A 24794-nucleotide genomic window follows, 5' to 3' on the forward strand; every position below is an offset into this window, starting at 1 on the left:
CTTCGCTAAGAAAAATGTTAAAATTGACCGCAGTCAATAATCATCGAGCGTAACTATATGATCCAGGAAAAACGCAGCATTCGACGTATTCAGTCTGGCGGTTGTGCCATCCATTGTCAGGATTGCAGTATCAGCCAATTGTGTATTCCCTTCACGCTGAACGAGCACGAACTGGATCAGCTGGATAACATCATTGAGCGCAAAAAGCCGATTCAAAAAGGCCAGACGCTGTTCAAAGCCGGTGATGAACTGAAATCTCTCTACGCAATCCGCTCCGGCACCATCAAAAGCTACACCATCACTGAACAAGGCGACGAGCAAATTACTGGCTTCCATTTGGCAGGCGATTTGGTGGGTTTTGACGCCATTGTTGGTGCCAAACATCCAAGCTTTGCGCAAGCGCTGGAAACGGCGATGGTGTGCGAAATCCCGTTTGAAACGCTTGACGACCTCTCCGGTAAAATGCCAGCGCTGCGTCAGCAGATGATGCGTTTGATGAGCGGTGAAATCAAAGGCGATCAGGATATGATTCTGCTGCTGTCGAAGAAAAATGCCGAAGAGCGTCTGGCGGCGTTTGTCTGGAATTTGTCGCGTCGTTTCGGTCAGCGCGGCTTCTCACAGCGTGAATTCCGTTTGACCATGACGCGTGGCGACATTGGTAACTATCTGGGACTAACCGTAGAAACCATCAGCCGTCTGCTGGGTCGCTTCCAGAAAAGTGGCATGCTGGCCGTAAAAGGCAAATATATCACCATTGAGAACCACGCTCTGCTGGCAGAATTAGCTGGCCAGACCGAACAAGCCGCGTGATTCTGTGCCGGGTTAATAAAAGTTATTTTATTGATCCGGCAACAACTTTTCCGCTTCTGCCCTGTCCAAACTTAGGCTATCTTTAACCCAACTTGCTTTGGTTTTAGGAGATCGGCTTATGTCCCGGTACCAAAATATTCTGGTGGCTATTGATGCCCAGCAGGACGATCAGCCCGCGCTGCGTCGTGCGGTTTATCTCAATCAACGTATTGGCGGAAAAATCAAAGCTTTCCTGCCTATTTACGACTTCTCATATGAAATGACCACGCTGCTGTCGCCCGACGAGCGCTCCAATATGCGCAAAGGGGTAATCAGCCAACGTACCGAATGGATCCGCCAACAGGCCCAGGCATATATTGAGGCTGGCGTTGAAATTGAAATCAAAGTGGTTTGGCATAACCGTCCGTATGAAGCCATCATCCAGGAAATTCTGGCACATCAGCATGATTTAGTGCTGAAAATGGCGCACCAGCACGATCGCCTCGAAGCGGTCATCTTCACCCCGACGGATTGGCATCTGCTGCGTAAATGTCCATGTCCGGTATGGATGGTGAAAGATCAGGCGTGGCCCGAAGGCGGCAAAGCGGTGGTAGCGGTCAACTTAGCCAGCGAAGAGCCGCATCATGATGAGCTAAATCAGAAGCTGATTCGTGAAACCACGCTGCTTGCCGAGATGGTGAATCACACCGAAGTGCATTTGGTCGGCGCTTACCCCATCACCCCGATCAATATTGCTATCGAACTGCCCGACTTTGATCCCAGCGTTTACAACGACGCGATTCGCGGCCAGCATTTAGTGGCGATGAAAGCGCTGCGTCAAAAATTCTCCATCAGTGAAGAGTTCACCCACGTGGCGAAAGGTTTGCCCGAGGAAGTGATTCCGGATATTGCCTCGCATCTGGACGCCGGCATTGTGGTGCTCGGCACCATCGGCCGTACCGGTTTGTCAGCCGCGTTCCTGGGTAACACCGCGGAACAGGTGATTGATCATCTGCGTTGTGATTTGCTGGCGATCAAGCCAGACGATTTCAAATCGCCGATTGATCACGATGACGAAGAAGATGAAGACGATTGATTAAAAAAAGGGCGGCTCGCCATGGCCGCCCTACTTATTTCTACTCAGGGCGGTAAATCACATCACCGCCCTGCTTTTTTACAGCGCGCGCAGAATGCCTTCCACGCTCGCTTTTGCATCGCCAAACAGCATCTGCGTATTGTCTTTAAAGAACAGCGGATTCTGGACACCCGCATATCCGGTGCTCATCGAGCGTTTAAATACAATCACGTTCTGCGCTTTCCACACTTCCAGCACCGGCATGCCAGCGATTGGACTGCGCGGATCTTCCAGTGCGGCTGGGTTAACGGTGTCATTCGCGCCAATCACCAAAACGGTATCGGTATCGCTGAAGTCATCGTTAATCTCGTCCATTTCCAGCACCACATCGTAAGGCACTTTCGCTTCCGCCAGCAGTACGTTCATGTGACCCGGCAAACGACCGGCAACCGGGTGAATACCAAAGCGAACTTTGATACCGCGCGCGCGCAGCTTTTCGGTAATCTCCGCTACCGGATACTGCGCCTGCGCCACCGCCATGCCATAACCCGGCGTGATCACTACAGAAGAAGAGGCTTTCAGCATTTCTGCCGTCTCTTCCGCCGTAATTTCACGGTGCTCGCCCACTTCATCGCTTTCGCCGCCCACGCTTACATCGGTACCAAAACCACCGGCGATCACGCTAATAAAGGAGCGGTTCATCGCTTTACACATGATGTAAGAGAGGATGGCACCCGAGGAACCGACCAGCGCACCGGTAACGATCAGCAAATCATTGCTCAGCATGAAGCCTGCCGCCGCCGCCGCCCAACCGGAGTAAGAGTTCAGCATCGAGACCACAACCGGCATATCCGCGCCGCCAATTGACGCCACCAGATGCCAGCCAAACACCAGCGCAATGACGGTCATCAGCAGCAGCGCAAACACCTGCGCACCGGTGCTATCAGTTTGTACGAACCACAGCATCAGCAGGAAGGAAATCACCAGCGCCGCGAGGTTCATTTTATGACGATGTGGCAGCATCAGCGCTGATGAGGAGATCTTGCCGCGCAGTTTGCCAAACGCCACCAGTGAACCAGTAAAGGTCACCGCACCGATGAATATGCCGAGGAACACTTCTGTCAGATGGATATTTTCCATCACCGGCGCGAGGCCTGGCGCATGATCGATATAGCTGTTGAAGCCCACCAACACCGCCGCCAAACCCACGAAGCTGTGCAGAATGGCAACCAGTTCCGGCATTTCGGTCATTTCGACTTTTTTCGCCAGACGCAAACCAATCGCACCGCCGATCACCATCGCCAGCAGAATCCAGGCAATGTTCCCGGTGTTCGGGCCAAAAATGGTGGCGAGCAGCGCAATCGCCATGCCGCTCATACCAAAAATATTACCCTGCTTTGAGGTCTCGTGTTTCGAGAGACCGGCAAGGCTGCAAATAAACAGAATCGCGGCAACAATATATGCTGCAGTAACTAATCCGCCAGACATGTTGCTACCCCTTAATTCTTACGAAACATTTTCAGCATGCGCTGGGTGACGGTGAAACCACCGAAGATATTGATGCTGGCGATCAGTACGGCGATAAACGACAGAATCGTGACCCAACCGCCGTGGCCCATCTGCAGCACCGCACCCACCACAATAATGCCGGAAATGGCGTTGGTGACGGCCATCAACGGCGTGTGCAATGCGTGACTCACGTTCCACACCACGTAATAGCCGACCACGCAAGAGAGCGCGAACACGGTAAAGTGTGACAGGAAGTCCGGCGGCGCGACGTTGGCCAGGCAGGCAAACAGCATCACCGCCAGCGCCAGCAGCAGATACTTGCGCCATGGTGAAACCGGTTTGGCTTCTGCCTTCGGCAGCGGCTGTGCGGCAGGTTGCGCTTTTGGCGCAGCGGAAACCTGAATCGGCGGCGCTGGCCATGTCACTTCGCCATCACGAATCACCGTCACCCCGCGCACCACCACGTCGTCGAAATCCACGGTAATTGCGCCGTTTTTCTCTTTGCACAGCAGTTTCAGCAGGTTAACAAGGTTGGTACCGTACAGCTGTGAGGATTGGGTTGGCAGGCGACTTGGCAAATCGGTGTAACCGATAATCTTCACGCCGTTAGGGGTTAAGGTCACCTGATCGGCCACCGTCAATTCGCAGTTACCGCCGGTTTGCGCAGCCAGATCGACGATTACGCTGCCTGGTTTCATGCTGGCAACCATCTCGGCAGTAATCAGCTTCGGGGCCGGACGGCCAGGAATCAACGCGGTGGTGACGATAATGTCCACTTCTTTCGCCTGCGCGGCAAACAGCTCCATCTCCGCCTTAATAAAGGCTTCAGACATCACTTTGGCATAACCATCGCCGCTGCCCGCTTCCTCTTCAAAGTCCAGCTCAAGGAACTCGGCGCCCATACTCTGTACCTGCTCTTTCACTTCCGGACGCGTATCGAAAGCACGCACGATGGCGCCTAAACTGCCTGCCGCACCGATGGCCGCTAATCCCGCGACGCCCGCACCGATCACCATCACTTTGGCTGGCGGCACTTTACCGGCAGCGGTGATTTGACCGGTGAAGAAGCGGCCGAATTCATGAGCGGCTTCAACGATGGCGCGATAACCCGCGATGTTCGCCATTGAGCTCAACGCATCCAGCGCCTGCGCACGAGAAATACGCGGCACCGAATCCATCGCCATCACGGTGACGTTGCGTGCTGCCAGCTTTTCTAACAGCGCGGGATTCTGCGCAGGCCAGATAAAGCTCACCAGCGTGCTACCGGCGCGCGTCAGTTCAATCTCCTGATCGTCCGGCGCATTCACTTTCAAAACGATGTCCGATTGCCACACATCGTGAGTGTGAGTAATAGTGGCGCCGACGGCGATAAAGCTTTCATCATCAAAGCTGGCGCGAAGTCCTGCGCTCTGTTCAACGGTGACGCTAAATCCCAGCTTGATCAGTTGCTCAACGGTCTTTGGCGTGGCGGCCACGCGCGACTCGTTGGCTAACCGTTCTTTGGGTATCCCAATTAACATACTGTTTCCTTTCAACAATTAAAGGATGAGGTTCTGTAAGTGGCAAAAAGCTCAAAAGCCGAAACAGTGTTTCAGCTTTTTATGAGCAAAATGCACAATGTAACAAAGTCTTTATAACCTACTGAAAATATGAAGAGTGATCCACAGCGATAACGCCCACTTATGACATTCACACAAATATTCAGACACAAAGATTGAATGCCATGTTTTGCCACTGCATTTGGTGTTTATTAAAAAATATTGTGCTGCGCAAAATCGTGTCATGTCGAATTAAGTGTTTTTAAAAACCTTTAATTAACAATGCGTTAACTATTATGGCACTAAGTGTTACCAGAATAAGTGGTTATCTGTGCAAAAAAGAGCCGTAACAGAAGTCAATGACAGGTCGATGAATAAACGGCAGAGATTGTCAATGTTATGCGCTTAAATTGGCTGAGACAGGCCGATTATTACATGCAATAATCAGCGGCTAATCTGTTATACATCAAGAGTCCAGCACGTTTTCGTACTCATTTTGCGTAAGGCGAAGGATCATTTTTATGAAGCTGAAGAACACCATTCTGGCGTCAACCTTGTTATCACTGCTGGCAGCGAATGCGTTTGCTGCTAAAGAGTTAACGCCAGAGCAAGCGGCCGCGTTGAAACCATTCGAACGTATTAATATCAGCGGCCGTTTCAATGCGATTGGCGATGCAACTGATGCCATCTCCAAACAAGCCGATGCCAAAGGCGCTGACTCTTTCTATGTTCAGGGTATTAATGATAGCAACGGCAACGGCGGTAACTGGCGCGTAACGGCTGATTTGTATAAAGCCAACGCACCGAAAGCGGATGACTCCACTAAATATCGCACCTTCTCAGGCGTGAAAGAGCTGCCGAAAGCAGAAGCCTATCGCCTTGAGCCGTATGACACCGTATCGGTAAATGGCTTCTTCTCCAGCCAGCCAGATGTTAATGAAGCGATTGCCAAGGCAGCCAAAAATAAAGGTGCGGCATCGTTCTTTATCGTGCGTCAGGTTGATGCGAACAACGGCGGCAACCAGTACGTGACCGCGTATGTTTACAAGGCTGATGCGCCAGAACGTAAAGTACAGAACACCTCTGATTCAATCCCAGCAGATTCTGAAGCCGGTAAAGCAGCACTGGCCGCTGGTGGCACCGCCGCCACTAAAGTGGCCATTCCTGGCGTGGCCTCTTCGGATACCCCAAGCCGCAACGTTGGTCGTTTCTTCGAAACGCAAAGCTCAACCGGCCAACGTTACACGGTGAAAACTGCCGATGGCCGTAGCGTGCAGGAAGTGAATGCGATTACTGCTGCGCAGATGCAGCCGTTTGACACCATCACCTTCTCCGATCACTTCGGTACCCCAACCGAAATCTCGGAAGCGGTTGGCAAACGCGCAGTGGAAAAAGGCGCTAAGTACTACCACATCACGCGTCAATGGCAGAACCAGAGCGGCGGTAACCTGACCGTCACCGCCGATCTGTTCAAGTAATAGCGATTAAGGGCGGCGTCCGTCGCCCTTTTCAAAATCTCCTTCATACTAACTGCATAATCTGTGCGCAGATTTGCATAGTCTTGCATTGCCTTCCCCGTTTGCACTCCGTAAAATCTGCCGCCTGTTTTTAGGGGATTCCGTTTCAAAGTTGGCTCATTGCCACGCGACACTCCAGCGGAATCGTCACCACCCAGCATACTCTGCTGTTTAGGATGGGCGTTTTGGATAAAAAATTAGGTCTTAGTGCGCTCACCGCGTTGGTACTCAGCTCTATGCTGGGCGCTGGCGTGTTCAGCCTGCCGCAAAATATGGCAGCGGTTGCCGGCCCGGCGGCGCTGCTGATCGGCTGGCTCATCACCGGCGTTGGCATTATCTTCCTGTCGCTCGCCATGCTGTTACTGACGCGGCTAAAACCGGAGTTGGATGGCGGCATCTTTACCTATGCGCGCGCCGGATTTGGCGAGCTGATGGGCTTCTGCTCGGCGTGGGGATATTGGCTGTGTGCGGTCATTGCCAACGTCTCTTATCTGGTGATTGTCTTCTCGGCGCTGAGTTTCTTTACCGACACGCCGGATCGCGTGGTGTTTGGTGATGGCAATACGTGGCAGGCGATGCTCGGCGCGTCAGTGCTGCTGTGGCTGGTGCATTGTCTGGTGCTGCGCGGCGTGCAAACTGCGGCCAGCATTAATGTGCTGGCGACCCTGGGAAAACTGGTGCCGCTGTTGCTGTTTGTGGTGCTGGCGCTGCTGGCATTCAACTACGATCGCTTCCGCTTTGATTTCAGCGGCGTGGAACTCGGTCAGCCGCTGTGGCAGCAGGTGAAGCAAACCATGCTGATCACCTTGTGGGTATTTATTGGTGTGGAAGGCGCGGTGGTGGTTTCTGCGCGTGCGCGTAATAAACAGGATGTCGGACGCGCCACGCTGATGGCGGTGCTGGCCGCGCTGCTGGTCTACTTGCTGGTTACGCTGCTGTCGTTAGGCGTGATTCCGCGTGCCGAGCTGGCGCAGATGCGCAACCCTTCTATGGCGGGTTTGATGAAGCATTTGCTCGGTCATTGGGGCGATGCGGTGATTGCGGTCGGATTGATTATTTCGGTGTGCGGCGCTTATCTGAGCTGGACGATTATGGCCGCTGAAGTGCCGTTCCTCGCCGCACAACAAGGTGCCTTCCCGCGCAGCATCGCGCGTCAGAACCGCCACAACTCCCCTTCGGCGTCGTTATGGCTGACCAACGGCAGCGTACAGGTTTGCCTGATTTTGATCGCCCTAACCGGCGCGGATTACAACACGCTGCTGACCATCGCTTCAGAAATGATTTTGGTGCCCTATCTGCTGGTGGGTCTGTATCTGATTAAGGTAGTACGCGGGCAGAACAAACCCTGGGCGATGTTTACCGGCGTCGGTGCCAGCGCGTATGGCATTTGGCTGCTGTATGCATCGGGTCCTTTGCATTTGCTGCTTTCAGTCGTGCTCTATGCGCCCGGATTGCTGCTGTTTCTGTACGCACGACGCGGCGGCCGTGGCGACAAAATGTTGTCACAGCTGGAGCGCATCGCGATTGTGTTGTTGATTGCGGCGTCACTGCCCGCGTTGTGGCAGCTAACGAATTAGTGCGGCTGAACCGGAATGGAAACGCACAGCAGGTCATCCTGCTGTGACAGATTGAGCGGCTTACGGTATTCCTGATGAATAGCGTCAAGCTGCTCGGTTGACAGCGGATACGGCAGCTGAATATCAAAGCGGCTGATATGTTGTTGTTCGGCCAGGGTGATCAAACGCGCGATATTAATCTCGTCGCTCACCTGCGTTGAAATGATTTGTAATGCTAATTCTTTCAGATGATCGTCGCTGGCCTGAAGATTGTGCGCCGATTTACGCGTCACCATGCCAAAAATAGGCATCACGCCATAAATGGCATCAACAAAACTCCAGCGTTTTTTGCAGGAAGCGGAGAGATAATCACTGTAATTGAAGCAGATGCGATCACTGTATCCGGCTGAAGCCAGCTCTTTATCAGACACTCTCGCACTCCTCCTGTTTTTCGTTGCGGTTCCGAACCTTGCGCGACAACGCGCCGCTAATGATGGCACATTTCACGGTATACATACCAGTCACGCAGGGATATTTCGTGCGATAGCGTAGAGCTCAGGACCAGGAAAAGCTATGCTGCTGAGATTCTCATCCGTCACAGTGAATTATGAACAAAATCGTCTATGTGGAAGATGAGCCAGAAGTAGGCGAACTGATCGCCGCTTATCTTGGCCGCCACGATATTGAAGTTATTGTTGAAACGCGCGGTGACCGCGCCGAAGCCACCATCGCCCTGCACGATCCCGATTTAGTGATGCTGGATATCATGTTACCCGGCAAAGATGGCATGACACTGTGCCGCGATCTACGTGCCAGCTGGCAAGGTCCGATTGTGCTGCTCACCTCGCTCGATAGCGACATGAACCACATTCTGTCGCTGGAGATGGGCGCTAACGATTACATCCTCAAAACCACGCCGCCGGCTGTGTTGCTGGCGCGCCTGCGTTTGCATCTGCGTCAGGCGCATGCCGGTCAGCCGGAAGTGACGCCCGCCCTACAAAGCTCACAACGCGTGCTGCGTTTTGGTTCCCTGACCATCGACTCGCTCAATCGCCAGGTGACGCTGTTTGAGGAGAATATTGTGCTATCCACCGCCGATTTCGATCTGCTGTGGGAACTGGCGAATCACGCCGGACAGATCCTCAATCGCGATGCGCTGCTGAAAACCCTGCGCGGCGTGACCTACGATGGCATGGATCGCAGCATCGACGTGGCGATTTCTCGCTTACGCAAAAAACTCTACGACAGCGCCACCGAGCCATTCCGCATTAAAACCATCCGTAACAAAGGCTATCTGTTCGCGCCGCAGGCCTGGGATACCCGTTCCGCATGAGAAAGCTCTTTATTCAGTTCTATTTGCTGCTGTTCGTCTGTTTTCTGGTGATGACGCTGCTGGTTGGGCTGGTGTACAAATTCACCGCCGAACGCGCCGGACGCCAGTCGATGAACGACTTGATGGCCAGCTCGCTTTTTTTGATGCGCAGCGAACTGCGCGAGATCCCACCGCGCGACTGGAGCAAAACCATTCGCAGCCTCGATCTCGACCTGTCGTTTGATCTGAATATTGAGCCGATGAGCAAATATCAGCTGGGTGATGCAGACATGAAGCGCCTGCGCGCCGGGGAAATCGTGGCGATTGACGATCAGTACACCTTCTTACAGCATATTCCGCGCAGCCACTATGTGCTTTCCGTTGGCCCGATTCCGTATCTTTTCTATCTGCATCAGATGCGCATTCTGGATATCGCGCTGCTGGCATTTATCGGGATGTCGCTGGCGCTGCCGGTGTTTATCTGGCTGCGTCCGCACTGGCAAGAGATGCAGCGGCTAGAGAAAGCCGCGCAGCGTTTTGGCCGTGGCGAACTCGACGTGCGCACCCATTTTGAAAGCACCTCCAGCCTGCATAGTCTTGGCGTGGCGTTTAATCAGATGGCGGAGAACATCAACACGCTGGTTGCCAGTAAGAAACAGCTGATTGACGGCATCGCACACGAGTTGCGTACGCCGCTGGTACGACTGCGCTACCGGCTGGAGATGAGCGATAACCTCACCGCCACGGAATCCGCCGCGCTGAACCGCGATGTGGGCCAGCTGGAGAGTTTGATTGAGGAGTTGCTGACGTATGCGCGCCTCGATCGTCCGCGCGTTGATCTTCATCTGCAATCCTTCGATCTTGCGCAATGGCTGCGTGTACATATTGAAGACGTGCAAACCATGAATCCGCAGACGCAGATTGCGCTGGATATCCCGCAGCTGGAGAACGTCGGCAGCGCTGATACGCGCCTTATGGAGCGTGTGCTGGATAATCTGGTGAATAACGCCCTGCGCTATGCGCAACAGCGCCTGCGCGTCAGCTTATGGTTTGATGGCGCGCTGGGCTGTTTGCAGGTGGAAGACGACGGTCCGGGCATTCCACAGGAAGAGCGCGCCCGCGTGTTCGAACCTTTTGTACGCCTCGATCCGAGCCGCGATCGCGCCACCGGCGGTTGTGGTTTGGGTCTGGCGATCGTGCACTCCATTGCGCTGGCCATGCAGGGAAATGTCTCGATTGAGAGCAGCCCGCTTGGCGGCGCCAGCGTTCGCTTTTGCTGGCCGGTTGATCTACCCTTGCGGGACATTGCGCCACGCTTACCGTCATAAGGAGCTTTTTACGTGACTTCAGCTTATCAAGAACTTAGCCGCACTTTTCAGCGTCTCTCCCGCTTTGGCCATTTAGGCGCCATTGCCGGTGTCGATATGCAAACCACCATGCCGCCGGGCGGCAGCCAGGCGCGCGGTGAAGCGATGGCCGAACTGAGCGTGTTCATGCACGAAGTGCTGACCGATAAACGCCTCGGCGGGCTGTTTGATGCCGCGCAGCAGGAATCATTGAATGATGTCGAGCAGGTTAACCTGAGCGAGATGCAGCGCGCCTGGCAGCAAGCGACGCTGCTGCCCGCCTCACTGGTGGAAGCCAAGTCGCTGGCCGGTTCGCGCTGTGAACACGCCTGGCGTCAGCAGCGTCCGGCGAACGACTGGCAAGGTTTCTCCGCCAATCTGGAAGAAGTGGTCAAGCTGAGTCGTCAAGAGGCGCAGCTGCGTGCCGATGCACTCGGCGTATCGCGCTACGACGCGCTGCTGGATGTGTTTGAGCCTGGCATGACCAGCGCGCAGCTGGATCAAACCTTTGGCGATCTGAAAAGCTGGTTGCCCGACCTGCTACAAAGAGCAGTGGCGAAGCAGCAGCAAACCCCGATCGCGCAGCCGGTGGGTCCGTTCGCTATCGAATCGCAGAAACAGCTCGGCCTGAGCGTGATGAAAACGCTGGGCTTCGATTTCAATCACGGCCGTTTAGATGTGAGTGCGCATCCGTTCTGCGGCGGCGTGCCGGAAGATGTGCGCATTACCACGCGTTACAACGAGAACGACTTCCTTAGCGCCATGATGGGCGTGATCCATGAAACCGGCCATGCGCGCTACGAGCAGAATTTGCCAAAACAGTGGCGCGGTCAGCCGGTGGCGCAGGCGCGTTCTACCGCGATTCATGAGTCGCAAAGCCTGTTTATGGAGATGCAACTGGGGCGCAGTGAAGCCTTCCTGCAACATATCCATCCGCAGGTGGTGGCGCTGATGGGCGATCAGCCTGCGCTGGCGCTAAACAACTTTATCCGTCAGGCGCAGCGCGTGAAGCCGGGCTTTATTCGTGTCGACGCTGACGAACTGAGTTATCCGGCGCACGTGATTTTACGTTACGAGATCGAGCGCGCGCTGATTGAAGGCGAGATTGAAGTTGAAGATATCCCGGCGCTGTGGGACGAGAAGATGCAGCAATCGTTGGGCATTGATACGCGCGGTAATTATCGCGATGGCTGCATGCAGGATATTCACTGGACCGACGGTGCGTTTGGCTATTTCCCCACCTACACCTTGGGTGCGATGTATGCAGCCCAGCTGTTCCAGGCGGTGAAGCGTGCCATTCCGCAGGTTGAGACGCTGATCCAGCAAGGTGAGTTGCAGCCAGTGTTTGACTGGTTACAGCAGAACATCTGGCAGCACGGCAGCCGTTTCCCAACGCAGCAGCTGCTGATCAATGCCACCGGCGAAGCGCTGAATCCGCACTATTTCCGTCAGCACCTTGAACAACGTTATCTCTCTGAGTAAACTGCGCGGCGGCCGATGCGGCCGCCCTTTTCTCTTCCTTTACGCCGCTTTGTACAATCCGTTACACGCCGATACCAATGCCTCACGGAAAGCCTGAATTGTTTTTCATATAGTGTTTTCACCGGCCCCGCAGTGGGCTACACATGAAAAAATAGTTCGAGGATTTTGCAATGAAAAAATTATTTGCACTGGTGATCGCCGCTGCTATGGGTATGTCTTCTGTTGCTTTCGCTGCTGAGACCACAGCTGCTCCAGCAACGCCAGCAACCACTGCAGCGCCAGCGAAACACAAAGCAGTACATCATAAGAAACCTGCTGCTCAGAAAGCGCAGGCTGCTAAGAAGCACAAAAAAGTAGAGAAGAAAGCGCCAGCTGCACAGAAAGCTCAGGCCGCTAAAAAGCATCATAAAAAAGCAACCAAGCCAGCTGCACAGAAAGCCCAGGCTGCTAAAAAGCACCACAAAAAAGCAACCAAGCCAGCTGCACAGAAAGCCCAGGCAGCTAAAAAGCACCACAAAGCAACCAAACCAGCTGCACAGAAAGCTCAGGCTGCTAAAAAGCACCACAAAGTAACCAAGCCAGCTGCGCAGAAAGCTCAGGCTGCTAAAAAGCACCACAAAGTGAAAAAAGCAGCTAAATAAGATCGCTTTAGCGCCAACACCGTATTGATGATTGAAAACACCCGGTTATGCCGGGTGTTTATTTACTGGAGTAGCGAAAAATGGTGCGTCGCTATCGCTTCGAAATTATTCTGATTGTGATGATCCTCTGTGGCATAGTTGCAGCCAGCTTTTTTATCTAGTCGTTGTAGCGTGCTGATTACTCCAATATTTCTCCCTTTTTCACCGCTCACCGACTATAGTTATCGCTCAAGCGTGATGACAACAACTTCTACTTATTCTCGCCATTGAGAGAACTATGCGCCTGGCTATCCTGTTACTCGTTGGTCTTTTCAGTTTTACCCACACAGCACATGCCGATGATGAAGATGGGCCAAGCCCGGAAGACATCAAAACGTTGTTTTTTGGCAAAGATCATCGCCAGGCGATCAGCGACGTGAGCGCCGCGCCCTGGGATGCCATCGGTCAGTTAGAGACCGAAAGCGGTAACCTCTGCACTGCCACCTTGATTTCTGCCCATCTGGCGTTGACCGCCGGACACTGTTTATTGGCTCCGCCCGGCAAGTTTGATAAGCCGGTGGCGCTGCGTTTTATGGCCAGCGCGAAAGGTTGGCGCTACGAGATTCATGATATTGATGCGCGCGTTGAACCCTCTTTAGCGCGCCGGTTGCAGGCAGACGGCGAAGGCTGGATCGTGCCGCCGGGAGCCGCACCCTACGATTACGGACTGGTTATTTTGCATAACCCTCCCTCCGGTATTGTGCCGATTCCATTGTTTGAGGGTTCGCGTGGCGATTTAACCGCCGCGTTGAAAACCACGCAACGTAAAGTGACGCAAGCCGGATATCCGGCCGATCATCTGGATACGCTCTATTCGCACAGCGATTGTTTAGTGACCGGTTGGGCGCAGCGTGCAGTGTTGTCGCATCAGTGCGATACCTTGCCGGGCGACAGCGGTTCGCCGCTGCTGTTGAAGAACGGTGATGAGTGGCAGTTGATTGCGGTACAGAGTTCAGCACCCGCGCCGGCCGATCGTTACCGTGCCGATAACCGCGCGATTGCGGTGCCGTCCTTTAAAGATAAGCTGGAAGAGTTAGCCCAGTAATTCGGCGCTCTCAGGCAAAAGGCGGGGCCGCTACGTAACGTCGTCGTGGCCCATCCCTGGGGCCGCTGCCCCGCCTTGCCGTTTTCTTCGAGAATTGTGCGATGTTAAAAACGCGCTGTTTCGTAGCGGCGCGATTTATCGCGCCATCTAACAATTAACTCAACTGCTCCATCGCCTGCAGAATACGCTTATCCGAAATTGGATAAGGCGTGCCCAGCTGCTGGGCGAAATAGCTAATTCGCAGCTCTTCCAGCATCCAGCGAATCGCCTGCACGTCGGCATCATCCTGACGCTGGGGCGGCAATTTATTCCGCCACGTCTGCCATGCTTGCTCCACCGCCTGCACTTTCAGCATACGCGCACGATCGCTGTGAGGATCGACCGGCAGCTTCTCGAGACGACGCTCAATACCTTGCAGATAGCGCAGCGTATCACCGAGACGCGACCAGCCATTGCCGGTGACGAAACCGCGATACACCAGGCCATTCATTTGCGCTTTGATATCGCCTAACGCCAGCGCCAGCGACATATCCACGCGTCCTTTAAGGAACTTGTTGATATTGAACACGCAGGTCAGGATCTGTTCGACCTGTTTGGCGATGGTGACCACGGTTTCGTTCAAATCAGCACGCACTTTGTCGCGCAGTTGTTCGAAGTTTTCCTGTTGCCACGCCGGGCCGCCCGCCTCCGCCATCAGCTTATCCACGCCGCAGGCGATACAGTCATCAATCAGTTCCAGCACTTTGCCGTAGGGATTGAAGTACAAACCGAGTTTGGCTTTGTTCGGTAGCTTCTCGTGCAGATACTTGGTTGGCGACGGAATGTTGAGCAGCAGTAGGCGACGTTGACCGCGCCACATCATTTTCTGCTGTTCCACTTCGCTATCGAACAGGCGAATCGCCACGCTGTCCTTTTCATCCACCAGCGCCGGCCAGGCTTTGACCTGATAGCTACCGCGCTTCTGCTCGTAGCTTTGCGGCAAATCGCCAAAGCTCCAGATGTGCAAACCGCTCTGTTCCAGGCCATCATCCGCCACTTTCGACAGCGTTTCCTGCACTTTGCCTTTCAGCAGCAGCCGCAGCTGATGCAGATTCTTGCCTTCCTGCAGCTTACGGTTGTGTTCGTCAACTACACGGAAAGTCATTTTCAGGTGATCGGGCACCTGATCCCACTGCCAGGCTTCCCGGTCAATGGTGACGCCGGTCATGCGGCGGAATTCGCGTTCCAGCGCATCCAGCAACGGCAGTTCCATCGCCGTAACGCGACCGAGAAACGCTTCGGCGTAGTTGGGCGCGGGTACCAGATTGCGGCGCACCGGCTTGGGCAGCGATTTGATCAGCGCGATAACCAATTCGCGGCGCACACCCGGAATTTGCCACTCAAAACCGGTCTCTTCGATTTGGTTCAGCAGCGGCAGCGGAATGTGCACCGTCACGCCATCGGCATCCGCGCCCGGTTCAAACTGATAGCTCAGTTTGAGTTTCAGGTTGCCTTGATGCCAGAAATTGGGGTAATCGAGCTGGCTGACTTTGTCCGCGCCGTCATTGATCAGCATTTGCTTATCAAAGCTCAGCAGATCCGGATTCTCTTTGCTGGCCTGCTTCCACCAGCTATCGAAATGGCGTGCAGACACCACGTCGCTGCCGATGCGGCGATCGTAGAAAGCAAACAGCGTTTCATCATCGACCAGAATGTCGCGACGACGCGATTTGTGCTCCAGATCTTCAATTTCGTTGCGCAGTTTGAGGTTATTGCGGAAGAACGCGTGACGCGTCTGCCAATCGCCATCCACCAGCGCATGACGTATAAACAGCTCGCGGCTCAGTTGCGGATCGATGCGGCTGTAATTAACCTTACGCGCCTGCACAATTGCCAGGCCGTAAAGCGTCACTTTTTCCGTCGCCATCACCGCGCCCTGTGCTTTTTCCCAGTGCGGTTCGCTGTAACTGCGTTTAATTAGATGCTGCGCCAGCGGTTCGATCCATTCCGGATCGATACGGGCGGCAACGCGGCCCCATAAACGGCTGGTTTCCACCAGTTCTGCCACCATGGTCCACTTCGGCGGCTTCTTAAACAGCCCGGAACCGGGGAAGATGGCGAAGCGCGCGTTGCGAGCGCCGGTAAACTCCTGCTTGTCGTTATCTTTCTGACCAATATGCGACAGCAAGCCGGTGAGCAAAGCGCAGTGCACTTCACGATACGGCGCAGGTTCGCTGTTGACCGGCATCCCCTGTTCCCGCACCACCTGACGCAGTTGCGTGTAGATATCCTGCCATTCACGCACGCGCAGATAGTTAAGGAACTCGGTTTTACACAAGCGACGGAAGTGATTGCTGGAGAGCGCTTTTTGCTGCTCCTGCAGGTAATTCCACAGATTGACGAAGGCGAGGAAATCAGACTCTTTATCCTCAAAACGACGATGTTTTTCGTCAGATGCCTGCTTTTTATCCGAAGGACGCTCGCGCGGGTCCTGAATCGATAGCGCCGCGGTGATGATCATCGCTTCGCGTACGCAGCCAAATTTTTGCGCTTCCAGCACCATGCGCGCCATACGCGGATCGACTGGCAACTGCGCGAGCTGGCGGCCCGAAGGCGTCAGCTTGTAGGTTTCGTCTTCACTCAGCGTGATGGCACCCAGCTCTTCCAGCAGGCGCACGCCATCCTGAATATTGCGCTTGTCCGGCGCTTCGACAAATGGGAAGGCAGCAATATCGCCCAGTCCCAGCGCGGTCATCTGCAGAATCACCGAGGCGAGGTTAGTACGCAGAATTTCAGGATCGGTAAATTCCGGACGGCTGAGGAAATCATCCTCGGAATAGAGGCGAATACAGATACCTTCCGAAACGCGGCCGCAGCGCCCTTTTCGCTGATTAGCGGAAGCCTGCGAAATCGGCTCAATCGGCAAGCGCTGCACTTTAGTGCGGAAACTGTAGCGGCTGATACGCGCGGTGCCGGGATCGATAACGTATTTGATGCCGGGCACGGTCAGCGAGGTTTCCGCCACGTTGGTCGCCAGCACGATGCGGCGTCCACTGTGCGACTGGAACACACGGTTTTGCTCGGCGTTCGACAGGCGCGCATACAGCGGCAGAATCTCGGTGTGCGCAATATCGCGCTTCATCAGCGCATCGGCAGTATCGCGGATTTCGCGCTCGCCGCTCATAAAGATCAGGATATCGCCGCGGCTCTCTTGTCCCAGCTCATCGACCGCATCGAAAATCGCCTGCAGCTGATCGCGATCGGTGTCGTCAGCCTCTTCCACCATTGGGCGATAACGCACTTCGACCGGATACGTCCGGCCGGACACTTCAATCACCGGCGCATTGTGGAAATGGCGTGAGAAACGCTGCGGATCGATGGTCGCTGACGTGATAATGACTTTTAAGTCGGGACGACGCGGCAACAGTTCGCGCAGATAGCCGAGCAGGAAATCGATGTTGAGACTGCGTTCGTGCGCTTCATCGATAATGATGGTGTCGTACTGCAGCAACAGGCGATCCTGCTGGATTTCCGCCAGCAGGATACCGTCGGTCATCAGCTTAACCTGGTTGGTTTCGCTCACCTGATCGTTAAAGCGCACCTTGTAACCGATGGTGCCGCCGAGCGAGGTTTCCAGCTCATCGGCAATGCGGTTGGCCACGGTGCGCGCCGCCAGACGACGCGGCTGAGTATGACCAATCAGCCCTTTAACTCCGCGCCCCAGCGCCAGGCAGATTTTCGGCAGCTGCGTGGTTTTACCCGATCCGGTTTCACCCGCGACGATCACCACCTGATGCTGACCGATCGCATCAGCAATATCCTGCTGCTTCTGACTTACCGGCAGGTTGTCAGGGAAAGTGATGCGCGGTGTCGCCGCCGTGCGCTGCGCCAGGCGCTGCTCCGCCGCGACAAATTCCGGCTCCAGTTCAGCCACAATGCCCTGCTGCGCCGCAGGATTTTTCACCTTTGCAGCGCCCAGCAGTCGACGTCGCAGACGTTGACTGTCGCGCAGCGTCAGATTATCGAGCCGCGGCCAGAGGGAGGCTAAAGGTGAAGAGTCGGATGATGACATAGCGATGCGTACCTGTTGTTGCAGCGGGCAGATGATTTCCCGGCGGATTCAAGCAATTAATGGTCGGCATCATAGCACAATTTGGAACACCTGCCTGAACGGGACGTGCGAGGTTATTCAATTATTTCGAACATTGATCTCGAAATATTGCGCTTTTACCTCGCGGGCTAACTCCGTACAGTGTAAAGCATTGAGCGGTAAGCCAACCGCGTAACGCACAGGAAAATACCATGAGCAAAGTTTTAGTTCTGAAATCAAGCATCCTCGCTGGTTACTCTCAGTCAAATCAACTGGCTGACTTCTACGCTGACGAAGCACGCGCTAAAGGTGACTCGGTTACCGTACGTGATTTAGCCGCGCAGCCGATTCCGGTGCTGGATGGTGAGCTGGTTGGCGCGCTGCGCCCATCCGATGCCCCACTGTCACCACGTCAGCAGGAAGCGCTGTCTCTCTCCGATGAGCTGATTGCTGAACTGCAAGCCCATGACACCGTGGTTATTGCCGCACCAATGTATAACTTCAACATTCCAACTCAGTTGAAAAATTACTTCGATCTGATTGCCCGCGCTGGCGTGACCTTCCGTTACACCGAAGCAGGTCCGGAAGGTCTGGTAACCGTCAAACGTGCGGTGATCCTCTCCAGCCGTGGCGGCATCCATAAAGATACGGCCAGCGATCTGCTGACCCCATACGTGAAGCTGTTCCTCGGCTTCATCGGTATCACTAACGTGGACTTCGTGTTCGCGGAAGGCATCGCTTATGGTCCAGAAGTGGCGACCAAAGCGGCTAACGATGCAAAAGACGCCATCAAACAAATTGTTGCTGCGTAATCATTTTTTTCGCATGATCAATGCCCGCCAGGCTTAACTGGCGGGCATTTTTTTTGCTGTTATTTTTCAGCACAGCGAAAGGAGATGAAGTGACACAACACAATCAATATGGTCAGCCTATCGGTTTTGCGCTACACGACTGGCAACCCGCAATCTTCCCGCCCGCTGCTATTCTCACTGGCCGCTTTTGCCATCTCACACCGCTTCAACTCAATCACGCGCCCGCCCTGTTTGCCGCCTTTTTGCTGGCACCCGACGATCGCGACTGGACCTGGCTTGGCGCATCGCAGCCGCAATCGTTAGCCGAGATGAACGATTGGATTGCTAACAAAATAGGTGACCGTGGATTGGTCAGTTATGCGGTGATCGATCAGGCTAATCAGCAAGCGGTTGGCGCGGTCTGTTTCGCCAATATCGACGTGCAGAACGGCGCGATTGAGATTGGCCATGTGACCTGGTCGCCGCTGATGCAGCGCAACGTATTGGGCTCTGAAGCGTTATATCTGCTGTTGCAGCAGGCCTTCGCGCTCGGTTATCGCCGCGTGGCTTGGCGTTGTGATTCCCTAAATCTGGCTTCCCGACGCGCCGCTGAACGTATCGGCTTTACCTTTGAAGGTCGTTTTCGTCAGGCCATGACGCGCAAACAGCGCAATCGCGATACCGATTGGTTATCGATCATTGATGGTGAATGGCCGCCGATTCAGCAGGCTTTAAGCCAATGGCTGGCGGTGGAGAATATGGATCAGCACGGACGCGAAAGGCAAAAGCTGCGCTGCTTTTTCTCCGCAGATTGACGTTGGCTATACTGACTCGCTGTTATCCACGCAATTTAAGAGGTACTCATGTCCAAGGTATTTATCATTGGCGGCGCAGGCAACATTGGCCGTCGTCTGGCATCACTGCTGGCCGCAAACGGGCACGTTGCGCGCCCGCTGTTTCGCAAAGCGGAACAGGAGCAGCCTTTGCGTGAACGGGGTGCGGAGCCGGTTAACGGCGATTTAACCGCGCTGGACGCAACATCGCTGGCCGCGCTGATGAAGGGCAGCGATGTGGTGGTCTTCACCGCCGGTGCCGGTGGCAAAGGCGGTGAAGAGATGACGAACGCCATTGATGGCAAAGGATTAACTACCGCAGTTGCTGCCGCGCAGCAGGCCGGCATCTCACGCTTTCTGCTGGTTTCGGCTTTCCCTGAAGCCGGCAGAAACAAAAACCTCTCCGCCAGCTTCGAAAACTACATGCGCGTGAAGAAAGCAGCAGATGTCGAGCTGGCGCAAAGCGATCTGGATTGGGTGATTTTACGCCCCGGCACGCTAACGGATGAGCAAGGCCAAGGCCGGGTGCGTGCTGGTTTGGCCATCCCGTATGGCGATATTCCTCGCGATGACGTGGCGGCGACGCTGGCTGAAATCATCGATCAACCGGCGGTCAGCCGGGTGATCATTGAGTTAACCGGCGGTGAAGTGCCGGTGCATGAAGCAGTTAAGCAACTGGCAACACGCTAGCGTCTTCAACCATCTGCTTCATCCAGCGAACGCAGATGGTCTTTTTTGTTTAGCGTCATCAGCGCCGGAATACTGATTGCAGCCGTGACCATGATGTACCAGGCGGGGATATCCAGATTCCCCGTTTGCTTAATCAGGGAGGTGATAATCAGTCCGGCACACCCCGAGAAAACTGCGTTAGAGAGTGAATAGGCCAGTCCCAGCCCGGTATAGCGGACGCGCGTGGGGAACATTTCAGCTAACATTGCCGGGCCCGGTCCTGCCAGCAATCCCACAATTCCACCCGCCACAAACACCACCAGCGCCTTGATCAACAGCGTTGAGGACTCGGCCTGCAACACTTTCAATAACGGCAATGCCAGCACCAGCAACAAACATGCCGCGATAACCATCACGCTGCGGCGTCCGATTTTATCGCTAAGCATGCCTGCTGGAATGATGGTGGCGGCAAAGCCAAGATTGGAGATCACCGCAATCGATAGCGCCTGGTTAAAGCCGGTGTGCAGCGAAGATTGCAGATAGGTTGGCATGATCACCAGATAGGTATAGCCCGCCGCTGACCACACCATCACGCGGCTGATTGCCAGCAAGATAATCCTGAGCGTCGCGCCAAAACTGGCGCTGACCGCCATTGGCTGATGCGCTTTTTGCGTTTGCTGCTGACGCACGAAGCTGGGCGTTTCTTCCATGCTATAGCGCAGCCACAGCGCCACCATCCCCATCGGCAAGGCGAGGAAGAAGGGAATGCGCCAGCCCCAACTGTGCATCTGATCCACACTCAACACCGCCGACAGCAACGCGACAATGCCAGCGCCCGCCAGCAGGCCCAACGCCACGGTGAATGATTGCCAGGCACCGTAACGTCCTCGCTGCCCTTTGGGGGCAAACTCTGTCATCAGTGACACCGCACCGCCGTATTCCCCCCCAGCAAACAAGCCCTGCAGAATACGCAGACCGGTAATGATCAGCGGCGCCGCCACACCAATGCTGGCATAGGTGGGAATAATGCCGATCGCGGTCGTCACCAGCGTCATCATGATCAAGACAAAAATCAGCGTCGGCTTGCGCCCAATACGATCGCCCATGCGGCCAAAAAATATTGCGCCCAGCGGACGGAAGAAAAAGGCGATGGCGAAGGAAGCGTAGGTCAAAATAATGCCGGTCAGCTCGGCTTCGCCTTGCAGGCGAAAGAAGTTCTGCGCGATCACCGTCGCGAGAAAGCCATAAACCGCAAACTCGTACCATTCAATGAAATTGCCCACTGAACCGGCGATTAAGGCGCGCTTCTGTGCATCCGTTGTCGTTTGCGGCATTGGCATTTTAAGCTCCCAAAAAGATTATCTGCGGATAAACCTTACTTACGCAGCCACTGCCCATTGATGCCGCGCACATACTCGCCGCTCCCTGCGCGGTTCACCAGCTTTTCGCCGGCGATGCGCGCCACTTCGCTGGCAGTCAGGTTATTTTGCTGCGCCACGCGCTGATATTGCTGCAGGCGGCCATCGTTAATGCGCTTGACCAGCGCCAGCGTTTCTTCGTCCTGCTGACGCGCCGCCACATAGCCGCTGAGCGTTTCGCCCACGCGCCCCTGTTGACGCGCCTCATCCAGCGTGAGCGCCCAGGCAGACGGCATCAGCAGCAGCGCCGCAAGCAGCGCGATCCCCTTGCGTTTCATCATGCTTCTCCTCAAAACAGTCCGCTCTGATTCTTCAGCAGCGCTTCCACATCTTTATCCACCTTGATGTGAATCTCATGCTCAATTTTGACGTTCATATTGATGGTGATGGGCTCTTTCGGCGCCGCAACTTCAATGCGCGGCACGCAGCCAATCAGCGGCAGCCAGGCTGCCAGCACCAGTAATGCCCTGAGGCTCATGGTTGGGGATCCTTCTTCGAGGGTAAGGTGGCATTTTGCTCCACCCAGGATTGCAAATTATCGCCAAAGCGCAGGCTGCGCCACAGCTGGAACAAATTTTCCTGATGCCGGTAGTTCAGATTAACGGTCTGTCGGCGGTTACTGAACTGGCTAACGCCTTTCACTTCCGATTGCATGATTAGATTGCCGAAGTTATCCAGATCGATAGTGGCCCATGAACGCGAGATTTCCATGTAGCGCAGCCAATCCAGCGCCGCTCCGGCCGCAAAGTTATTGCTGACAATCGCGTCCGCCATATCTTTATCCAGCCGGAAGGTGAGCGGACCGCTGTTGGCGATCCAGCCCTTTTCAACCAGCCATTGCGGATTATTCACCCACAGCGGCAATTCGCCATTGACCTTGCCAGACATGGCAAACTGCTTGGGTTTGATCGCGCTGACCAGCTTGCTGAGATTGATCTCCTTCAGCGAGACGCGCGCCGCTTGATGCTGTGGCATGCGCAGTTCGGGCATGCTGACGTGTCCGCCTAACAGATCGAGATTGACGTTGCTGAGCGTTAGCGGCTGGCGCTCCTGCCATGGATAGTGACCTTGCAAATCAGCGGTGATGTTTTGCAGTGAGAACTGATTTTTTACTTCGGCGATACGCAGTGAAACCGGGCCGCGCCGTCCAAGCTGCCATTGATGATCCTTCAGCCGGAACGGCAGCGAGAAATCGATACCGTTGATTTCACTGTCCGGCATCCACAGGCTGCCGTTTTTCACCGTCCAGTGACCGCCCGCTTCAAAGCCCTGCTCGCTGGCCGCCGAGAATGCCACCTGCGCGCGCAGTTCACCCGATTGGATACGCATTTTTAAATCGCTGCTGAGCAGCGGCTGGAACACCGTCAAAGATTGCGCCGGCCACCAGGCTTCGCCGCGCAGACGTTCGCCGTCCCAGCGGCCATGCACGCGTACCGGGCCAATATCCTCCGCCGTCAGCTGACCGCGCCAGATAAACTGGCTGGGATCGCTGCCTTTGGCTTCAAAATTAAGTTCTGATGGCGGCAGCCAGCCGCCGTAGCTGAACTGGGTTTGACCGGATTTGAGCGTGAAGCCACCGTTAAACGCCGGATGCGAGGGATCGCGCTGCCAGCGCACCGGCGCATTGAGCGTCAGGCGCGGTTTAGCCACTTGCACCATGCCGTACGCCAGCTGATCGAAACCGGTATTCAGCGTGTCGAGGCTGATCAAAGTGTCCTGCCAGCTGCCGGTGCCCTTCACGTCCCATTTGGCGGTGAGCGGCTCGATCAGGCCGTCCCCCCAATAACGCCAGTTCCACACGCCGCTGTCGGGCCAGAAATCGCTGGCGCGGCCATCGAGATGCAATCTGAAACGACCAAAGCTGGGATCGTGTGCCTTAAGTATTGCCTGCAGGCGACCATTAATTCCGCTCGACGCCACCGTCACGCCCGCCAGCGGCCAGCGCGCTTCATCCACTTCCAGCGTTGAGAGCAAGCGACCGCGCAAACGCAGCAGCGCGCCTTGTTTCAGGGTCAATTGCGGATCGGTCAGCACGCCGTGCAGTAAGCCCGGCATGCTGCCAAACAGCTGCAGATCGGCGAATTTGCTCTCGCCGGTCAACTGGAACGGCAAGGCGCTATCGACCATGCTCAGTTTGCCCGGGCCAACGCTTAATACCAGATTGCCTTTACCGCCGCGCCCTTGCGTCAGCAAATTAAATCGCCCGCTGACCAGCGTGTTTTCCAGTCCTTGCTGCCAGTTTTCCAGCGTTACTGCCACGCCACCCGATAGCGGCTGATCGGCCTGCGGCCAGCGCCATTGACCTTGCGTAATACGAATCTGCCGCTCATCGACCTGCCACGGCATCTGCAGCAGCGGCTGATCGTCATCCTGCTGCTTCACCGTCAAGGTGCCTTGCTGTTGCTGCCAGTTGAGCGCCAGCGCCAGCGGCTGCGGCCACTGCACAATATTGAGGTCAGCGCTGAGTTCGCCCGCTACCGGCAAGCCATCGGCAAAGGTTGGCAAGGTGACATCGCCATGCAGGTTGAGCGGTTTGGGCAGTAAAGGATGACTGAGCTGCAGCTGGGCAATCTGCAGCAGTTGGCCTTGCAACCGCGCATCCACACTCAGGTTGTCGCCCTGATAATGCAGCCGCTGCACATCGTTATTTAAGGTGAGATCGAAACGTCCGGCATATTGTTGCCACGGCAGAATGGTGATTTTTTGCAGGTGGACATCGGCGCCAGGCAACATCTTCTGCCAGTCAGCCAGGCTGCGCGGCGCACCGCTCGCTTCGCTGTGCGGCAGCGATTGCAGGCAGTCGCTGTTGAGTTGGACTTCTCCCGCGCTAAGTTGCCAGCGCTTTTGCTGCCAGCCGAGCGCCGCATCGCTGACGTTTGCCAGTACACAATCGCCCGCCAGATAGCGCACCGCCGGGAAATGCAGCGCGCCTTGCTGCCAGCGCGGTGTGCCGTTGAGTTCCACGCGAGTATTTTCGGGCAGCCAGATACCGGCCAGACGCGGCAACCATTGCGTGAGCGTCAGCAGCAATCCCAATAGCAGCAATATTAGCGCCAGCAGCGCAGCAAGTGTTCGGCGAAGGCCACGCGTCATGGCAGTTAACGTTCCTGTTCTTTACACAATCCTGACGAGGAGCCAAATGATGGCATGTTACGTCCGGCAAAT

At 55.2% G+C, this 24794-nt stretch carries 21 protein-coding genes; 13 read left to right on the forward strand and 8 right to left on the reverse strand.

Annotation, left to right across the window (positions count from 1 at the left end):
• Positions 1 to 57 precede the first annotated feature (57 nt).
• Together fnr and uspE are read left to right on the forward strand one after the other, a co-directional pair.
• Complete coding sequence (gene fnr / locus ACVLVH_RS04620; protein ID WP_008106391.1) at positions 58 to 810, forward strand: fumarate/nitrate reduction transcriptional regulator Fnr; 753 nt, start codon at positions 58 to 60, stop codon at positions 808 to 810.
• Between the two features lie 118 nt (positions 811 to 928).
• Complete coding sequence (gene uspE, locus ACVLVH_RS04625; protein ID WP_101764321.1) at positions 929 to 1885, forward strand: universal stress protein UspE; 957 nt, start codon at positions 929 to 931, stop codon at positions 1883 to 1885.
• A gap of 78 nt (positions 1886 to 1963) precedes the next feature.
• Here uspE and pntB read toward each other — a convergent pair whose 3' ends face one another.
• Entirely contained in the window at positions 1964 to 3352 is a 1389-nt protein-coding gene (gene pntB / locus ACVLVH_RS04630) for a Re/Si-specific NAD(P)(+) transhydrogenase subunit beta (protein WP_498948847.1), read from the reverse strand.
• A gap of 11 nt (positions 3353 to 3363) precedes the next feature.
• The gene (gene pntA, locus ACVLVH_RS04635; RefSeq protein WP_498948849.1) at positions 3364 to 4893 is read right to left on the reverse strand and encodes a Re/Si-specific NAD(P)(+) transhydrogenase subunit alpha; all 1530 of its coding nucleotides are present in this window, start codon (positions 4891 to 4893) and stop codon (positions 3364 to 3366) included.
• 539 nt (positions 4894 to 5432) lie between these two features.
• Between pntA and ydgH the strand changes: the two genes are divergently transcribed.
• Together ydgH and ACVLVH_RS04645 are read left to right on the forward strand one after the other, a co-directional pair.
• Positions 5433 to 6389, forward strand: coding sequence for a DUF1471 family protein YdgH (gene ydgH / locus ACVLVH_RS04640; protein WP_101764318.1), 957 nt, complete (start codon positions 5433 to 5435; stop codon positions 6387 to 6389).
• A gap of 224 nt (positions 6390 to 6613) precedes the next feature.
• On the forward strand, positions 6614 to 8005 hold the full coding sequence (locus ACVLVH_RS04645) for an amino acid permease (RefSeq protein ID WP_192411787.1): 1392 nt from the start codon (positions 6614 to 6616) through the stop codon (positions 8003 to 8005).
• Here the strand turns inward: ACVLVH_RS04645 and ACVLVH_RS04650 are convergent.
• Positions 8002 to 8415, reverse strand: coding sequence for a hypothetical protein (locus tag ACVLVH_RS04650; protein ID WP_192411786.1), 414 nt, complete (start codon positions 8413 to 8415; stop codon positions 8002 to 8004). The genes ACVLVH_RS04645 and ACVLVH_RS04650 overlap by 4 nt on opposite strands.
• Positions 8416 to 8591: 176 nt before the next feature.
• Between ACVLVH_RS04650 and rstA the strand changes: the two genes are divergently transcribed.
• The 6 genes from rstA (at position 8592) to ACVLVH_RS04680 (ending at position 13849) form a co-directional block, all read left to right on the forward strand.
• A complete protein-coding gene (gene rstA, locus ACVLVH_RS04655) occupies positions 8592 to 9317 on the forward strand; it encodes a two-component system response regulator RstA (RefSeq protein WP_101764317.1) in 726 nt (241 codons plus the stop codon).
• Complete coding sequence (gene rstB / locus ACVLVH_RS04660; RefSeq protein WP_137385849.1) at positions 9314 to 10624, forward strand: two-component system sensor histidine kinase RstB; 1311 nt, start codon at positions 9314 to 9316, stop codon at positions 10622 to 10624. The genes rstA and rstB overlap by 4 nt, the downstream gene beginning before the upstream one ends.
• 12 nt (positions 10625 to 10636) lie before the next feature.
• Positions 10637 to 12124 (forward strand): carboxypeptidase M32, encoded by a 1488-nt coding sequence (locus tag ACVLVH_RS04665; RefSeq protein ID WP_498948853.1) that lies wholly within the window; start codon positions 10637 to 10639, stop codon positions 12122 to 12124.
• Between the two features lie 170 nt (positions 12125 to 12294).
• Positions 12295 to 12765 carry an acid resistance repetitive basic protein Asr gene (asr, locus tag ACVLVH_RS04670; RefSeq protein ID WP_007888004.1) on the forward strand — a complete coding sequence of 157 codons (471 nt, stop codon included), beginning with the start codon at positions 12295 to 12297 and terminating at the stop codon, positions 12763 to 12765.
• Between the two features lie 80 nt (positions 12766 to 12845).
• Positions 12846 to 12926 (forward strand): small membrane protein YdgU, encoded by an 81-nt coding sequence (ydgU, locus tag ACVLVH_RS04675; protein ID WP_455843913.1) that lies wholly within the window; start codon positions 12846 to 12848, stop codon positions 12924 to 12926.
• A 116-nt stretch (positions 12927 to 13042) separates the two neighbouring features.
• The gene (locus tag ACVLVH_RS04680; RefSeq protein ID WP_137385851.1) at positions 13043 to 13849 is read left to right on the forward strand and encodes a trypsin-like serine peptidase; all 807 of its coding nucleotides are present in this window, start codon (positions 13043 to 13045) and stop codon (positions 13847 to 13849) included.
• 154 nt (positions 13850 to 14003) lie between these two features.
• Here the strand turns inward: ACVLVH_RS04680 and hrpA are convergent, their stop codons facing one another.
• Positions 14004 to 17900, reverse strand: a complete 3897-nt coding sequence (gene hrpA, locus ACVLVH_RS04685) for an ATP-dependent RNA helicase HrpA (protein WP_498948855.1) — start codon at positions 17898 to 17900, stop codon at positions 14004 to 14006.
• A 230-nt stretch (positions 17901 to 18130) separates the two neighbouring features.
• On the opposite strand from hrpA, the gene ACVLVH_RS04690 reads away from it, so the two are divergent.
• The 3 genes from ACVLVH_RS04690 to ACVLVH_RS04700 all read left to right on the forward strand — a co-directional run bounded on the left by ACVLVH_RS04690 (position 18131) and on the right by ACVLVH_RS04700 (position 20232).
• Entirely contained in the window at positions 18131 to 18730 is a 600-nt protein-coding gene (locus tag ACVLVH_RS04690; RefSeq protein WP_277973642.1) for an FMN-dependent NADH-azoreductase, read from the forward strand.
• A gap of 89 nt (positions 18731 to 18819) precedes the next feature.
• Positions 18820 to 19524 carry a GNAT family N-acetyltransferase gene (locus ACVLVH_RS04695; protein WP_277973643.1) on the forward strand — a complete coding sequence of 235 codons (705 nt, stop codon included), beginning with the start codon at positions 18820 to 18822 and terminating at the stop codon, positions 19522 to 19524.
• A 48-nt stretch (positions 19525 to 19572) separates the two neighbouring features.
• Positions 19573 to 20232 carry an NAD(P)H-binding protein gene (locus ACVLVH_RS04700; RefSeq protein WP_101764309.1) on the forward strand — a complete coding sequence of 220 codons (660 nt, stop codon included), beginning with the start codon at positions 19573 to 19575 and terminating at the stop codon, positions 20230 to 20232.
• A 5-nt stretch (positions 20233 to 20237) separates the two neighbouring features.
• On the opposite strand, the gene ACVLVH_RS04705 is transcribed toward ACVLVH_RS04700, so the two are convergent.
• Genes ACVLVH_RS04705 through ACVLVH_RS04720 form a run of 4 tightly spaced genes read right to left on the reverse strand, consistent with a single transcriptional unit; the run spans position 20238 to position 24722 of the window.
• Positions 20238 to 21551 (reverse strand): MFS transporter, encoded by a 1314-nt coding sequence (locus tag ACVLVH_RS04705; RefSeq protein WP_277973644.1) that lies wholly within the window; start codon positions 21549 to 21551, stop codon positions 20238 to 20240.
• A gap of 35 nt (positions 21552 to 21586) precedes the next feature.
• Complete coding sequence (locus ACVLVH_RS04710) at positions 21587 to 21907, reverse strand: YdbL family probable chaperone protein (protein ID WP_101764307.1); 321 nt, start codon at positions 21905 to 21907, stop codon at positions 21587 to 21589.
• 11 nt (positions 21908 to 21918) lie between these two features.
• Positions 21919 to 22107 (reverse strand): YnbE family lipoprotein, encoded by a 189-nt coding sequence (locus tag ACVLVH_RS04715; protein WP_008106429.1) that lies wholly within the window; start codon positions 22105 to 22107, stop codon positions 21919 to 21921.
• Positions 22104 to 24722 (reverse strand): YdbH family protein, encoded by a 2619-nt coding sequence (locus tag ACVLVH_RS04720; RefSeq protein WP_498948858.1) that lies wholly within the window; start codon positions 24720 to 24722, stop codon positions 22104 to 22106. The genes ACVLVH_RS04715 and ACVLVH_RS04720 overlap by 4 nt, the downstream gene beginning before the upstream one ends.
• Positions 24723 to 24794 lie beyond the last annotated feature (72 nt).

The organism is Kluyvera sp. 1366 (genome assembly GCF_054823405.1).

Coding starts and splice junctions, on each gene's coding strand:
- fnr (WP_008106391.1), top strand. CDS start 58: ATGATCCAGGAAAAACGCAGCATTCGACGTATTCAGTCTGGCGGTTGT.
- uspE (WP_101764321.1), top strand. CDS start 929: ATGTCCCGGTACCAAAATATTCTGGTGGCTATTGATGCCCAGCAGGAC.
- pntB (WP_498948847.1), bottom strand. CDS start 3,352: ATGTCTGGCGGATTAGTTACTGCAGCATATATTGTTGCCGCGATTCTG.
- pntA (WP_498948849.1), bottom strand. CDS start 4,893: ATGTTAATTGGGATACCCAAAGAACGGTTAGCCAACGAGTCGCGCGTG.
- ydgH (WP_101764318.1), top strand. CDS start 5,433: ATGAAGCTGAAGAACACCATTCTGGCGTCAACCTTGTTATCACTGCTG.
- rstA (WP_101764317.1), top strand. CDS start 8,592: ATGAACAAAATCGTCTATGTGGAAGATGAGCCAGAAGTAGGCGAACTG.
- rstB (WP_137385849.1), top strand. CDS start 9,314: ATGAGAAAGCTCTTTATTCAGTTCTATTTGCTGCTGTTCGTCTGTTTT.
- asr (WP_007888004.1), top strand. CDS start 12,295: ATGAAAAAATTATTTGCACTGGTGATCGCCGCTGCTATGGGTATGTCT.
- ydgU (WP_455843913.1), top strand. CDS start 12,846: ATGGTGCGTCGCTATCGCTTCGAAATTATTCTGATTGTGATGATCCTC.
- ACVLVH_RS04680 (WP_137385851.1), top strand. CDS start 13,043: ATGCGCCTGGCTATCCTGTTACTCGTTGGTCTTTTCAGTTTTACCCAC.
- hrpA (WP_498948855.1), bottom strand. CDS start 17,900: ATGTCATCATCCGACTCTTCACCTTTAGCCTCCCTCTGGCCGCGGCTC.
- ACVLVH_RS04690 (WP_277973642.1), top strand. CDS start 18,131: ATGAGCAAAGTTTTAGTTCTGAAATCAAGCATCCTCGCTGGTTACTCT.
- ACVLVH_RS04700 (WP_101764309.1), top strand. CDS start 19,573: ATGTCCAAGGTATTTATCATTGGCGGCGCAGGCAACATTGGCCGTCGT.
- ACVLVH_RS04705 (WP_277973644.1), bottom strand. CDS start 21,551: ATGCCAATGCCGCAAACGACAACGGATGCACAGAAGCGCGCCTTAATC.
- ACVLVH_RS04710 (WP_101764307.1), bottom strand. CDS start 21,907: ATGAAACGCAAGGGGATCGCGCTGCTTGCGGCGCTGCTGCTGATGCCG.
- ACVLVH_RS04715 (WP_008106429.1), bottom strand. CDS start 22,107: ATGAGCCTCAGGGCATTACTGGTGCTGGCAGCCTGGCTGCCGCTGATT.
- ACVLVH_RS04720 (WP_498948858.1), bottom strand. CDS start 24,722: ATGACGCGTGGCCTTCGCCGAACACTTGCTGCGCTGCTGGCGCTAATA.